Genomic DNA, 12,353 nt, shown 5'->3' with positions numbered 1-12,353 from the left:
ATTTGTTGCAATGAAACTGGTACTATATCTTGTCTTTTCATCATCATTCCTCCAACTTGTTTACTATGAAATCAAGTATAGAGCGGAAAAGAAGATATTTGAAGATACCGTTTCATTTTGCGCTTACAATTCATCTGTATCATCTTGTTCTTCTACTTCCTTCTTGGAAAATAGACGCATAAATGCAGCTCCTTTCTTAGTGTCCCGAAAAATTAATTAAATTTTTCAACACCGCTAATATCTCATTACTATGCAATTTCTTAGCCTGCATGTCATAACTATCAAAACTATCTTCTAATCGATTGATATACTGTGTGGCTTTTTCATCTAAATCAGTCACTTTTTTATTTAATGCAGTAAAGGTTTTATCTTTAATTTTTTCCCGCACAATGAGCAAGTGTTTCTTGGTACTCATTTCTTGTGTTCTAGTTTTGCTGGCTAAATCGTCAATATAGGACGCGATCAAACTTGCTCGAGCTTGATTTGGCTCTTTTTTTTCGATTTCTTGCAAATATCTCTTTTTGTAACTCAACAAAAATTCTTCAAAATCCACTGGAATTGTCATATCTAAGTACTGTTGTTGTTCTGCTGAAGCATCTCCTAAAGTAGTCATCAGAAACGCATTGTACGTCTCAAAAACGTCTGCTTGTTCACTTTCATTTAATAACTCTAAGTTCACACCAGAAATTTCAATAATCCCTACTAAATAGCCTGTCTTAGTGACTAAATAATCCCTATATACCGATTGAATCAAACTCATATCGAAAATCGTTTGTTTTCCTTTGCCGATTTTTTTCGGCACGAAGGTAAATTCTAAGTCTTGTTCGACTTTAGTTTCTTTCGCGGCTAAACCAAATAATTTCAAAAAAGCACCTCCTTTTTACTTTCTTTTCATAGCTTTTTTAAAAAATAAGTGTTGGCGAGATTTATATTTTGATTTCATCTGTAGATGTGGCATTAAACGCACATTATTGCGATATGAGACCGGTCTAGAAGACAAGACAGCTAATAACACCGTAATAGAGAAAATTACCACAATGCCCTTAAAAAGCATGAATTTGAAGGTGTGAGGTGGCAAGAAGAGAACAATAAGACCGACTATAACCATTGGTAAAATATAGACCAGCATTTCTTTTACAGACAATCCTAAAAATACTCCATATGAAGATTCAACATTTTCAGGAAAGAAAAAAGTCTTTTCGTCTTTTTTCTTTGTTTCATTCATATCTAGTTACCCCTTTACTTTATTTTTTCCTGTGATTATTGGAATAGACTGTAAACCCATGGAACAACCCAAACAATTGCAGCTCCTATGGCTACTAATCCTAGAACACGTCCAACTGCTTTATAAACTTCGCTTTTTTCTTGAGGATCATCAGCGCTGGGCATACGTTTGATAATGATCCATAGCGCCACACAAATGCCGACAATAACAATTAACCCCGTTAACAGCTGTTGAATAGTATTCCCAGCTTCCGTTAAGCGAGATTGAACTTCAGTTGCACTTGCATAGGCAACGGTTGGATACGTTAAGGCTGTTAATGCTGAAACCCCTACTGTAAATTGCGTTAGTTTGTTTTTTAACTTCATTATTCTTCTTCCTCTCTTTTTCTGATCAATCCTATGTTTTTAACATTATTCTGTTGTTTACCTTCTTGACGAGTATCGATTAATCTTTGTTGTTCTTTCTCTTTGACAATTTCAGCGAGTTTATCCATTCTTTCCTGGTAAGGAGATAGTCTAAGTAATTTGTTTTCATCGAATGTGCCAATAAAATAGGCTGTTTTTTTACTACTTTCTTTTCTTTCAATCACCTGTAATTGGGCTTTATACTTTTCAATCGCTTTGCTACGTTCAATGTTGAAACAATCTAGAAAACCTTCTGTTATAGCCTCACCTGCAAAAGCGAGTTCATTTATAAAAAAACTATTCCGTGGATTGGCTTTTGTAAAATCTATTCTCCTAATTTCCTCTGTTAATGCTTGATCTTTATCAGCTAAGTGGTGCTTTTGAATATAGTGACTAAATAATTTCTTATCGAGAATAAAATGGTCATTAACGTGCTCTTCAATAGCCTCATTTCGTTTTTGATTTCTTTTTTCTTTGCTATCTTCTTTCTCGTACTGAACTTTAATGTCCTCTTTATAACGCTCTAACATAGTACCTCCTCCCTAAACACAAAAAACACTTTATATATATAAAATGTACAAAAATACATTTTATATATATAAAGTGTAAGGAAAAAGCTATTTGGAATCAAGAATAGTGCTTACTACTCTCTCTTAATTCCAGATAGCTTACGTCGCTGCTATTCCCTTTAAAGCTTTAATATGGTTTTCTATAATTTCAGCAACCGAATAATCTTCGAAACTCTGTAAATAATCTAAAGAAGGTTGCGTTAAAAATAGCCCTTTTTTTATCTTGTTACTCTCGTTACTCCTTTTTTGATAGTGAGGTAATCTATACATAAAAGAATAATTTAATAAGGTTGTTTGAACAATCCCAGTTTCTTCTGAAAAGCTACTTAGCCATTGTTCTAATGATTCATCTATATGATAAACACGTCTTATTTTAGGTTGTTTAGTATCTGTCTCTTTACAGGTATCATCATCTTCATTCAGTAACGCATTAAGGAATGCTGCAAGATACTCATCTAAACTAAATAAATATCGTTGCTTATTCTTAAAAATAGTTAAAAAATAACTGTTAATCTCAAAATAAAATTCGTGCTGTTCTTTATCAAAATCAATCTCGGTTAAGTTATCGTAAACTTGCTCCTCTGTAAGATCTGAATCCTGGTACAGAAACAAACTCATTAATATGACGTTTGTTCTAGTGGAACCTAGATAATTTACTCTTCGTATTAACTTCTGATAATTCGAATCACTCATTTTTAAATAGATTCGTTCTTTCATTGCCTCAACTCCTTTTCATTTATATTTTTGGCCCATTTGACGGATTATGAATAGATGGTTTTGTGGATCGACTAGATTTACTTTTCTTCTTACGTTTACTTTTCTGTTGCATTTCTCGTCTCGCATTGTCTTCGCTTGATTTAATTAAATTATCGTATACTTTTAAACTATTAGCAAGCGTTCCAAATAAACTAGGCTTGGAATAACTGGACCAATTTGAAGGTAAAGGAATTCCATTTTCTTCCACTTCTTTAAGAAATAATCCTCTCGTTTCAGGATTAGAGACAGTTTCAAACAGTTCTTTTTTGTGATAATCCTCAGCAATAGATTTTAAGTCCTCATCTGTTAGCTTACCTTTTTCTATTTTATCTAACAGCTGAAGTCCCATTCTTTGTTCGACCGTAGAATACTTACTGACAACTTCTTTTTGTGCTAAAGCTGTGATTTTAGTGTAGGAGATTGTACTGCCATAATAAGACAGCAGTTGCGAGACAGCTTCTTTTTGAACAGCGTTTAAATCATTAATATTTGCTGTTGGGTAGTTAGAGAGAATAGTTTGTTCGTAATATTTTTCCGCAATTTTTAACGTATTGAAATGTAACTTTTGAGTTCTATCTAATTGCTTAAAGGTTTCTTTTTTGTCAGCTGCTAAAGTATGAACGGTTTCTTTATCTACTTGATTATCGTCAAGAAACTGGTCTATTTTTTTGGAAGCAAAATAGAAATCTTTTTGATACGTTTGGATATCTTTTAGATACGGCTTCTTAATAATAGCTCTCATCATGTCTTTTAACTCATTATCTTGAGCATGCGATAAGATCTGTTTCAATTCTTTTTTATCCAATACTTTGTCTTTCGCTAAAGTTTCTTGACCGATATTTATTTTGGCATAGTCAGAGAAATTCGCGTCCTTCAAAGTAGGATAATATTTATTAAAAATACGGAGAGATTCTTTGTTTAATATTTCTTTTCCTCTTTGAACACTTTCTTCAGTTTCGTTAATTTTATCAAATACGGTTTTGTCAAAAGTATCTGGTTTAATCAGTTGATTTACTTTTTCAGCGTTTTTCCAATTGTTTACCATGCGTTCTTTGTCCATTAGATTATCGTAATTAATAAATATTTTTAAGTCTTTAGCAAGGCGTTTTAAATCTTGTTTTTCTTGAGGAGATAATAAAGGTAAGATTTCATTTGTGGTTTGTTGAGAAACTTTTTCTTTTCGGTTTTCTTCACTAGCATAATTACTCTTTTTGATTTCCCGATTTTGCTCAACTCGATCACTTGTTTCTCCTCTATTCTCCATTTCTCTGGCGACATATCCTTCATGAATAGTTGGTTTTCTACCTTCGCCTAATTCAGCATAACTTTTTTCAGTTATTCGTTGAGAGAAGCCATTTTTCTCTAAGTACTGATTCGTTAAATCGGCCCAGTTTTTTCTCCATTCAGCCAATTTTTCTTTGCTATCCCAATTTGTTGTGTAGGCTTTTCTACTTTTTTTATCACCATTTTCATAGTAGAGTGGATTTCCATTTTTATCTTTTAAGATGATTCGTTTTGACTTACTACCCCACTCTCCATTCTCAGTAAAAGGTCTAGTCGTCACCATGACATGAAAATGAGGATTATTAATATCATCTCGATGGATAGCCACATCTGCTACCATACCTTCATCTACAAAATTTGTTTGAACGTACTTTTTTGTTAAATGAGTTTGTTCTTCATTATTGAGTTCAATGGGTAAAGCAATATTCATTTCGCGTGCTAATTGTGATCGACTAGATTTCTCAATAGACTCTACTTCATTCCACAATTTTTCACGATTTAAAGTCCACTTGGGGGCATGACTGGGTTTCAAGATGAAGGTTTCAGGTTTAATTTCTCTTCTGTAAAAGTTGAATTCTCCATAACGTTCACTATATAATTTTTCACCACTTCGGTATGCAGCGCTAGCAATTGCTGATTGACCTTTCCCTCGAGAAATAATCTTACAATTAAAATGATAGATAGCCATTATGAGAATCCTCCTTTCTTTTATTTCTACATAAGCGAAGCGAATTTTTAAAACTGCGGAGCGGTTTTTCACAACCCAAACAATTCATTGTTTGAAACTGGCCTAATCCAGTTTAGGTCTTAGCACACACGATTTATTTAATCGTGTATAAGTGCGCCCTTTATTTAATTCCATTCTATCAGTAATCGTATTATTTTACAATTTGTTTACTATTTGCTATGGTTATTTTGAATAAGAAAGGGGTTAATTACATGAGTTCACTAAAAAGCATTCAAACAAAAATGGAACAGATTGAAAAATTAAAAATAGAAGTCGAAGAAGCAAAGAAAGAAATCCATACAACCTTTGGAGAAAAGTTCATTCAATCACTAGGATTAGATTATGAAATGCTTTCTTCTAAAAAAGACATAAATTCTGTAGTGAATAGAATGGTTGAAAACTTGCCAGATCATCTATTTACTGATTTAAACAATGATTATGTACATGACGAGAACGAGTCTACTGAATTGGATCACGAGTTGCAAAATTCATAATTAATTGAAAAGTTAGGTGTTCCCTATGAGTAATTTAGATATCAAAAAAAAGGAACAAGAAATCAGACGACTACAACGACAAATGCAAAGAGATTCAGAAAGGTTAAGAAAAAAACGAACACATCGATTGATTCAAAAAGGCGCTCTTTTAGAAGCTTACTTTGATATGAGAGATTCGAGCATCGAAGAAACAGAAAAAGTATTAAGTATTATTGCTTCTGAAGTCAAAAAAATAAGAAACAAAACATCTTGAAGTAATTATTTAAATAGACTAAGCATACTGTATTAAATCTTACAATATTAAAAATTAAAAATAACTTTCTTTTTTATAGATATATATGCTAAGTTATATCTATAAAAAAGAAAGAGTTGTTCTATGAAAAAATTTACATATCGTATTTCCATAGTAACAATATTTACATTAATATTTGGTATTTTCGGATTCACAACAAATTCTGTAGTCAGTGCTGATAATCTAGTTGATGAAAATGATAGCGCAATCAACGCTGAAGATGTACTCTCAATTGAAGAAACTGCGCTTATTGTAGATGATGTCGGTGATTCAATTTCAATTGAAGAATATGATCAATCTGTAGTTGTCACCATAGATGGTATTTTTGTACAAGGTGTATTTTACTCTCAAGATGAGTTTGAGGACTTATTAATTAATGCCACCTATAGTGAAACAGAATACCAGTTAAACCAAACAGCGCCTTCTAATGGCATTTCACCTATGGCTGCTAATCCTGCTGACCTTGCTGGATTATTAGCTGGAACTTGGTGGATTCCTGGTATTGGAAAGGTAGTTGTTACGGTGGCTGGAGTTGTTGTCGTAGCAGGAGTAACAATAAAAGGTGGCACTTGGGTTTACAACAAAGTGAAGGCATATTTTGCAGAAAAAAAATATGAAACAGCTAAAAAAAATGGATCAAAAGCAGCAAAACATTCAAACCAATCTACTTCTAAGGGTACTTCATTATCTACCAAGGGAACTCCATTATCCTCTAAAGATTTAAAAGACAGTAAAGGAACTAAACAAAGAAGGTATTATGACAAAAATGGGAATGCAGATTTAGACATTGATTATAGACATGCTGGTAAGTATAAATTTCCTCATAGACATACATGGAATAACGGAAAAAGAAGTGGACATTAAGGAGGTTGTATTATGGAAGATAACTTTACTGACATTCCTGCGGGTACACCGCTAGACTTCGATCAGCTCATTTTTTATTTAGAACAAGGAAGAGAAATCGAGTTTACTTATGAAGGCGTAGAATACTTTATTTCAAATTCTAAGAAGGAAGGACGTGCTCTCTGGAGCGGGAACCAAAAATTAAGTGCTAATTTTACTACATTTAATCTAGAAGTGTTAAAAAATATAAAACTGCAAGATAAGAGTCTAGATGATATTTTTAAAACACATAAAGGATTTGTACAGGCAGTTTTTTAAATCTAAAGACAAGTAAATTATAAAAACACTTAGGAATTTAGTCATCCTAAGTGTTTTTGTATCTAAAATATACCAGCATTTTAAGTTTACAAAAACGCTGGTTTTTAAGTCTTAGCTTTATTATATGCTTAAGTCATTGACTTTTCTCTGCTGAGTGTATTCTAATATAGTCTTAAAGTTACCCTTATCTTCCGGAATCTTATTTTGAATATTTAAAGTTGGTTTACGATTTAAAACCTCATTTTTAATGTCCTGACTTAACCATTCTTTTCCAGTCAATGCACCAGACCACTCTTTAGCAATCTCTTTTCTATTTTTATCTGATCGGATACAATAATAATATTTATTTTGCTCTTTGTCTTCTAATCGAATATTGAAATCGGTAAAGAATTTTGAAGTATTCAAATCTTCAATTCCAGTACAAATTAACGGTTCATCTTTTAAATCAACATAATGATTTTTCCCATTACTATCCGATAAAAAATTTAGTTTCTCTGCATTCAAGACATCTTGTGTTTTTTCTTTTGACTGTAATTTCTCGTTATATTTATCGGTTATCTTCTCAATCATATTAGCTGCTACTTCCTTTACTTCTTCCAAAGATTTAATATAAACTTCTTTCTCGACATCTCTTCTTGTCCAGTTTGCTAAGTAAGATTGCGTATACTCTTCAGAATTCAAACCAAATGTATTACTGACAGCATAAGCCGTCATTTCCGCTTGATATTCTAAAACATTCGTTGCATGGAGCGTATGATCTTTCTCTTTCATTTTAGGAACATTATGCATTTCAGCATGTGCTAACTCATGTAACAACACTTTTGTTCTTTCCGTATCATTTAAACTATCCTTCAGTACTATTACGTTCTCGAAAGGAGCATAAAATCCTTTTGCAGCACTTGCCGTTTTCCCCATTTTAACGGTTATCTCTTTTTCTTTCGCATACTCATTCAAGGCTTTGCTTAAATCTTTAAATTCCATCTCGGTATTGTTGAAGTCAAAATTTTCAGGTCGATTGGGATATAGCTTGGGATAATCTTCAACAGGACAATTGGTTTGAGTAACGTCAAAAACAGGAACAGTTAGATAGCCAACAATTTCTTTTTTTGTTTTTACTTGGCCAGATTTAATCTTTTCCTGTTGTTCTGTATTTGCATACTTCACTAATTGTTTAGTGCCTTTTTCATTTTTGAACGTTTTTTCAATTTTTGGTGCCAAAAGGTAAAGAGATTTTTCACCTTTTTGTACCTGGTAACCCATTTTTTGAAATTCTTTATAAGAAGCTACGCCATAAGCTCCCTTATACTGAGATTGAATCAGTAAGACATTTCGAGCGGAATAATTCTTGAACTTCGTCATGCTGTTTAATAATTCCAATTCATCTTGAGGATCGTCTTGGAAATTTTTAACAGCCTGGTTCATTTTGTCTGTCAGTTCGTCAATCTGTTTCTTTTTTTCTTCCCTACTACGTTTCACCAATTACCTCAACTCCTTTTCGTCGTCAATGTAACTTAATTGGTTCTCCTCTTCGTTATAAATGACAAAAATATCTTCTTCCGTTTCATTTAGCAATAATTCGTAATAGTCTAATTGCTCCTGTGTTACAGAAACGCTAAATTCTTTTCTAGTGTTGGGATTATATACAATAGCTTTATCAGGTTGACTAATTTCTAACAATAAAACAGTTATCATAATATGCTCCTTTCTAAATAGCTCAAAAAACGGTTCTAAAGCATTTTAAAATCTTTACTCACTTTATCCTTATTTACACCTTGAAACCCTTCTGAAGGTGTAAATTCACCGCTTTATCCCCTTTATTTACTTACTTGGCTTCTCACGAAATCTTCAAAGACATTTTTGAAAGAAATAAATAGGTAGCTGGAAATATTTTTGGTTTTCCCAAATCTGGATTGCTGCACGCAGCGAGTGAAAGTTCGCTTTAATTCTTCCCGAATAAACGGACTGTATTTACTAGATGACAAGATAGAGATGTAAATACCACTCTCATCTTCTACTGATTTTTTAGCATACATGACTTTTTCACAGTAAAGTGTAAAGGTCTGAAAATCATTAAAACTATAGGTTTTAAAATAATGAATCAACTCTTCACCATACTCTTCATACAGTGCATACTTATCAATATAACCGTCAATAAGTTGTTGCTCTTGTTCGTTATCTTTTATTTTAGGATTGAAGGCTTGGTTGATAAGAATGTTTTCATCTGGTTCTGAGATATCTTTATTGTCTTTAATATCTTTAGAAATAGATTGATATAGATTTACCGCATTTTTTACGGTTCCTTGGTTTAATCGACTTTCACTCTTATTCTCACGACTCTCAAAATTTGCGGTTCCTTGATTTAACGGCTTTTCTACTACTTCTTCTCGAGCCGCATTTTTTGCGATTCCTTGATTAGATAGAATTTCTTCTCGTTGTTGCAATTGATAAATATCCGTTGCATTGACTTCCAAATCCGCTAAATATAAGCGATTAGGAAAGTTTTTCTTTTTCACTGGATCAAACCCCATTTTTTGTTGCAGCAGCAATCCAGCTTTCTCTAACTCTTTTTTTATTTTTGTTACGGTATTTTCTGATTTATTTAACAATTCGCACAACTCTTTATTGGTAAAGATAAAATAGACATTATTTTCTTCGTCAATCCAATGGTTTTGAATGGAATATTGCAACCGATCACGAAAAATAACATACGCTAATTTAGCACTATCTGATAATTTCGAGTATTCTTCACTGTAGAGTAAAACTTTAGGAAATTGAAAATAAAGTTCTCCATAAGCTTTATCTGCTTTATAAAAATTAAAGTCAGACATTACAAAAACTCCTTTACTACCTGTATGACCATGCAACAAGAAAGGAGATCACGCTGTTTAATACTTTACTTTTGTTTTAAATCCTAATAAAATAAGATTTAGAGAAGAACAAATTTTTGGCGCCAACCAAAAGTTTAAACAAGATGATTTCCTTTCCTGACTACGCCAATAGTCAGGTTTCTATTTATTATTATGTATACATAATTTGTAAATAACACACATTTATTATAGCGTTTAATTAAAAAAAGGAAAATAATCTGCTTATAAAAATCTATTCAATTTATTTATCATTTCTCTTACTGATTCTTTTCTTTATATTCTTTCACAATCTCATCTAACAAATTTTTCATGGAAACACCTCTTTTAAAAGCTTCGTTCTTCAAATATTCATGAGCTTCTATCCCGATTCGAATTTGTTTCAACTCCACTTTTTCTTTAGACAATGTTTCTTCTTTAATTTCAGGCAAAATCTCACCAAAAGTTCTTTTTCTCATCTATTATCCCTCACAGTGTTTAGTATGATTTAGAGTAAATATATCACTTTTACGTCGACGTGTAAACGTAAATAGAAGAGTTTATTTTAAACTTTTCCGCCTTTTCTCTCGTTTTTTTACTTTAGCCTTATATATTTAAGCGATGTAGCTGCACAAATAGAGGCAACATCATGGTGAAGACCAAAAAGGATTCTACCGCTTATAAGCAGTAGAATCCTTTTCGCTACGTATATACGTGCACGAGATCATTGACATACTCAGTAGTATATTAACTTTACCAATATTTTTTTCTTCTTTTTTCTGCGGTCACAAATACTTTTTCATCTTCTCTTTTACCAATGGCCACGATCTCAATAATTTCTATTTGATTGTCTTTTGTTGGTTTGAAGATCAGACGAATACCAAGTTTTTGGTTCTTTAATTCTTTAAAACCAGCTAGTTTTGAATAGCTGGTATTTCCAAGGTCTTTGCCAATTACAGAACCTCGGATTCTTAACCGTTCTTCAGCAGCGTTTACCCATTTTTTTAACGTGCCGTCCAACTTTTTATAGTCTTTTTCTGCTTCTTTCCAAAAATACACGTCAGCCATTAATCAAATAGATCCTCATCGGAGAAAGCAGTAAATGGGTTATGCTCTGGATTGGATTCGATGACATCTTTAGCGGGGATGAGTTTGCCTGGTCCAGCTGCTACGCGCTCATTCAACTGACTATAAAATAGTTTGTTTTCTAATTCGTTGTACTCTTTCACTAATTTTTCATACACTTCGTTACTAAGAATAACGGCTTCCGGTTTATTGTGGTTAAAAATAAAGGTGGGTTCCCCAGTTTCATGAGTGTCTTTGATAATTTTTGAGAACTCTTTTTTGGCTTCTGTGATGGATTTTGTTTTTACATCTAAAATTTTCAACATACGAAGCACCTCACTTTTCATTATTTGTTTAACCATAACACAAAAAGACCTTAATTAAAACCTTAATAAAGACCTTTTTATTCTTTTGTATTTTCTATTGAGATTTATTACCTTTTATTCAAATTCCTGTGTAACTTTATATAGTTGCTAAATTCATATATAAATACACGAAATTGCTTAATTTCATGTATTGAGAACCTTGATTAATCAAAGTTTTTTTTTTGAATTTCATTTTGAATATCTTTCTTTAATTTTCATATATTCTATTTTCTCTACTAATTTTTACTATATATTAGCTAACTAAAAACAGTATAGTCTTTATTTTATTGAAACTAATAAAATTATAAATAGTACTACTCCTAACAAGTATTAAGTAATTAAAAAAAATACTTGTTCATTTTTCGAAAGATATTTATTATTTACTTTTCTATAATTAGATAATAAATTAGAAAGAGGTGCTATTTATGATTCAACAATTTAAAAATTTACACAAAAGAGAACAACCTGTAGTGTTATTAAATATATGGGATAATGAAACTGCAGATATGCTAGTTCAAAATAATATAAATATTATAGCTACAAGTAGTTATGCAATCGCAAAAAATATAGGTATAGAAGACGGAGAAAATTTGAGCTTTCAAAAGTTACTTACAATCGCTAAGAAAATTCCAGGAAAATTTTTGTCTGTAGATATAGAATCAGGATATGCTTCAACTATTTCAGAGCTTCAAACTAATACAAAGATTCTTTTAGAATCTAACATAGTAGGCATTAATATTGAAGATAAATTTCCAGATACCCATAATCTAATGAATAAAGAACTATTTGTTGATAGAATAAAAGCTATAAAAAAAGTGGACACTTTAAACCAATTATTTATCAACGCACGGACAGATATTTTTTTCTTCGATGATATTGAAGGGAAAAATATCTCTACTAAAACATTAGACAATGCCATAGCTTTGATTTTAGAATATTCAAACGCAGGAATAGATGGAATTTTTATCCCTGGACTAAAAAATAAAAAATTTATAGAAAAAATAGTTGAGCAAATTAACATTCCTCTTAATATTATGCTAGATCACTAGTGTTGCATGAAACATAATATGTTTCACAATGTTATGTATCCTATTCCAATATGCAAAAAAGTCCTTTATACTGAACTTGGATGACTTATCCAAGACCAATAAAAAGGACCCAACTTATG

17 protein-coding genes are annotated in these 12,353 nt (G+C 31.8%); 5 read left to right on the top strand and 12 right to left on the bottom strand.

The genetic code is table 11. The features are described 5' to 3' along the window. Window positions 1-196: 196 nt before the first annotated feature. The 6 genes from trsD to mobQ form a co-directional block, all read right to left on the bottom strand. Entirely contained in the window at window positions 197-865 is a 669-nt protein-coding gene (trsD, locus tag ACEN4L_RS13015) for a TrsD/TraD family conjugative transfer protein (protein WP_079650575.1), read from the bottom strand. A gap of 15 nt (window positions 866-880) precedes the next feature. Next, the gene (locus ACEN4L_RS13010; protein ID WP_131832570.1) at window positions 881-1,225 is read right to left on the bottom strand and encodes a hypothetical protein; all 345 of its coding nucleotides are present in this window, start codon (window positions 1,223-1,225) and stop codon (window positions 881-883) included. A gap of 35 nt (window positions 1,226-1,260) precedes the next feature. Continuing rightward, entirely contained in the window at window positions 1,261-1,590 is a 330-nt protein-coding gene (locus ACEN4L_RS13005; RefSeq protein WP_079650757.1) for a CagC family type IV secretion system protein, read from the bottom strand. Next, complete coding sequence (locus ACEN4L_RS13000; RefSeq protein ID WP_407123674.1) at window positions 1,590-2,159, bottom strand: hypothetical protein; 570 nt, start codon at window positions 2,157-2,159, stop codon at window positions 1,590-1,592. The genes ACEN4L_RS13005 and ACEN4L_RS13000 overlap by 1 nt, the downstream gene beginning before the upstream one ends. Window positions 2,160-2,297: 138 nt before the next feature. After that, window positions 2,298-2,915 (bottom strand): hypothetical protein, encoded by a 618-nt coding sequence (locus ACEN4L_RS12995; RefSeq protein WP_131832573.1) that lies wholly within the window; start codon window positions 2,913-2,915, stop codon window positions 2,298-2,300. A gap of 19 nt (window positions 2,916-2,934) precedes the next feature. Beyond that, window positions 2,935-4,926, bottom strand: a complete 1,992-nt coding sequence (gene mobQ, locus ACEN4L_RS12990) for a MobQ family relaxase (RefSeq protein WP_407123672.1) — start codon at window positions 4,924-4,926, stop codon at window positions 2,935-2,937. A 251-nt stretch (window positions 4,927-5,177) separates the two neighbouring features. Between mobQ and ACEN4L_RS12985 the strand changes: the two genes are divergently transcribed. The 4 genes from ACEN4L_RS12985 to ACEN4L_RS12970 all read left to right on the top strand — a co-directional run bounded on the left by ACEN4L_RS12985 (window position 5,178) and on the right by ACEN4L_RS12970 (window position 6,912). Next, window positions 5,178-5,459, top strand: coding sequence for a hypothetical protein (locus tag ACEN4L_RS12985; protein ID WP_131832541.1), 282 nt, complete (start codon window positions 5,178-5,180; stop codon window positions 5,457-5,459). Between the two features lie 25 nt (window positions 5,460-5,484). After that, complete coding sequence (locus ACEN4L_RS12980; RefSeq protein ID WP_079650425.1) at window positions 5,485-5,712, top strand: hypothetical protein; 228 nt, start codon at window positions 5,485-5,487, stop codon at window positions 5,710-5,712. 123 nt (window positions 5,713-5,835) lie between these two features. Then, window positions 5,836-6,615 carry a hypothetical protein gene (locus ACEN4L_RS12975; RefSeq protein WP_131832540.1) on the top strand — a complete coding sequence of 260 codons (780 nt, stop codon included), beginning with the start codon at window positions 5,836-5,838 and terminating at the stop codon, window positions 6,613-6,615. Window positions 6,616-6,627: 12 nt separating this feature from the next. Then, window positions 6,628-6,912 (top strand): hypothetical protein, encoded by a 285-nt coding sequence (locus tag ACEN4L_RS12970; protein WP_079650423.1) that lies wholly within the window; start codon window positions 6,628-6,630, stop codon window positions 6,910-6,912. Window positions 6,913-7,032: 120 nt separating this feature from the next. Here the strand turns inward: ACEN4L_RS12970 and ACEN4L_RS12965 are convergent, their stop codons facing one another. The 6 genes from ACEN4L_RS12965 to ACEN4L_RS12940 all read right to left on the bottom strand — a co-directional run bounded on the left by ACEN4L_RS12965 (window position 7,033) and on the right by ACEN4L_RS12940 (window position 11,146). Next, window positions 7,033-8,388: an ArdC-like ssDNA-binding domain-containing protein gene (locus ACEN4L_RS12965; protein ID WP_079650421.1), complete on the bottom strand. Its 1,356-nt coding sequence runs from the start codon at window positions 8,386-8,388 to the stop codon at window positions 7,033-7,035. Window positions 8,389-8,391: 3 nt separating this feature from the next. Continuing rightward, entirely contained in the window at window positions 8,392-8,604 is a 213-nt protein-coding gene (locus ACEN4L_RS12960; protein ID WP_131832539.1) for a hypothetical protein, read from the bottom strand. 122 nt (window positions 8,605-8,726) lie between these two features. Next, window positions 8,727-9,740: a replication initiator protein A gene (locus ACEN4L_RS12955; RefSeq protein WP_407097028.1), complete on the bottom strand. Its 1,014-nt coding sequence runs from the start codon at window positions 9,738-9,740 to the stop codon at window positions 8,727-8,729. Window positions 9,741-10,036: 296 nt separating this feature from the next. Beyond that, on the bottom strand, window positions 10,037-10,234 hold the full coding sequence (locus ACEN4L_RS12950; protein WP_092093158.1) for a hypothetical protein: 198 nt from the start codon (window positions 10,232-10,234) through the stop codon (window positions 10,037-10,039). Between the two features lie 274 nt (window positions 10,235-10,508). Next, window positions 10,509-10,823: an addiction module toxin RelE gene (locus ACEN4L_RS12945; protein ID WP_131832565.1), complete on the bottom strand. Its 315-nt coding sequence runs from the start codon at window positions 10,821-10,823 to the stop codon at window positions 10,509-10,511. Continuing rightward, window positions 10,823-11,146, bottom strand: coding sequence for a type II toxin-antitoxin system Phd/YefM family antitoxin (locus ACEN4L_RS12940; RefSeq protein WP_192987817.1), 324 nt, complete (start codon window positions 11,144-11,146; stop codon window positions 10,823-10,825). The genes ACEN4L_RS12945 and ACEN4L_RS12940 overlap by 1 nt, the downstream gene beginning before the upstream one ends. A gap of 464 nt (window positions 11,147-11,610) precedes the next feature. On the opposite strand from ACEN4L_RS12940, the gene ACEN4L_RS12935 reads away from it, so the two are divergent. Continuing rightward, a complete protein-coding gene (locus tag ACEN4L_RS12935; protein WP_407123670.1) occupies window positions 11,611-12,234 on the top strand; it encodes an isocitrate lyase/phosphoenolpyruvate mutase family protein in 624 nt (207 codons plus the stop codon). Window positions 12,235-12,353 lie beyond the last annotated feature (119 nt).

Source organism: Desemzia sp. FAM 23988, assembly GCF_045528365.1.
In the GTDB taxonomy this organism is placed as follows: domain Bacteria; phylum Bacillota; class Bacilli; order Lactobacillales; family Carnobacteriaceae; genus Desemzia.
Note: the sequence above shows the minus strand (reverse complement) of the source record. Positions and strands in the feature narration are given on the sequence as shown.

Coding starts and splice junctions, on each gene's coding strand:
- ACEN4L_RS13005 (WP_079650757.1), bottom strand. CDS start 1,590: ATGAAGTTAAAAAACAAACTAACGCAATTTACAGTAGGGGTTTCAGCA.
- ACEN4L_RS12945 (WP_131832565.1), bottom strand. CDS start 10,823: ATGGCTGACGTGTATTTTTGGAAAGAAGCAGAAAAAGACTATAAAAAG.
- ACEN4L_RS12970 (WP_079650423.1), top strand. CDS start 6,628: ATGGAAGATAACTTTACTGACATTCCTGCGGGTACACCGCTAGACTTC.
- ACEN4L_RS12940 (WP_192987817.1), bottom strand. CDS start 11,146: ATGTTGAAAATTTTAGATGTAAAAACAAAATCCATCACAGAAGCCAAA.
- ACEN4L_RS13010 (WP_131832570.1), bottom strand. CDS start 1,225: ATGAATGAAACAAAGAAAAAAGACGAAAAGACTTTTTTCTTTCCTGAA.
- ACEN4L_RS13000 (WP_407123674.1), bottom strand. CDS start 2,159: ATGTTAGAGCGTTATAAAGAGGACATTAAAGTTCAGTACGAGAAAGAA.
- ACEN4L_RS12960 (WP_131832539.1), bottom strand. CDS start 8,604: ATGATAACTGTTTTATTGTTAGAAATTAGTCAACCTGATAAAGCTATT.
- ACEN4L_RS12975 (WP_131832540.1), top strand. CDS start 5,836: ATGAAAAAATTTACATATCGTATTTCCATAGTAACAATATTTACATTA.
- ACEN4L_RS12985 (WP_131832541.1), top strand. CDS start 5,178: ATGAGTTCACTAAAAAGCATTCAAACAAAAATGGAACAGATTGAAAAA.
- mobQ (WP_407123672.1), bottom strand. CDS start 4,926: ATGGCTATCTATCATTTTAATTGTAAGATTATTTCTCGAGGGAAAGGT.
- ACEN4L_RS12980 (WP_079650425.1), top strand. CDS start 5,485: ATGAGTAATTTAGATATCAAAAAAAAGGAACAAGAAATCAGACGACTA.
- ACEN4L_RS12995 (WP_131832573.1), bottom strand. CDS start 2,915: ATGAAAGAACGAATCTATTTAAAAATGAGTGATTCGAATTATCAGAAG.
- ACEN4L_RS12950 (WP_092093158.1), bottom strand. CDS start 10,234: ATGAGAAAAAGAACTTTTGGTGAGATTTTGCCTGAAATTAAAGAAGAA.
- ACEN4L_RS12935 (WP_407123670.1), top strand. CDS start 11,611: ATGATTCAACAATTTAAAAATTTACACAAAAGAGAACAACCTGTAGTG.
- ACEN4L_RS12955 (WP_407097028.1), bottom strand. CDS start 9,740: ATGTCTGACTTTAATTTTTATAAAGCAGATAAAGCTTATGGAGAACTT.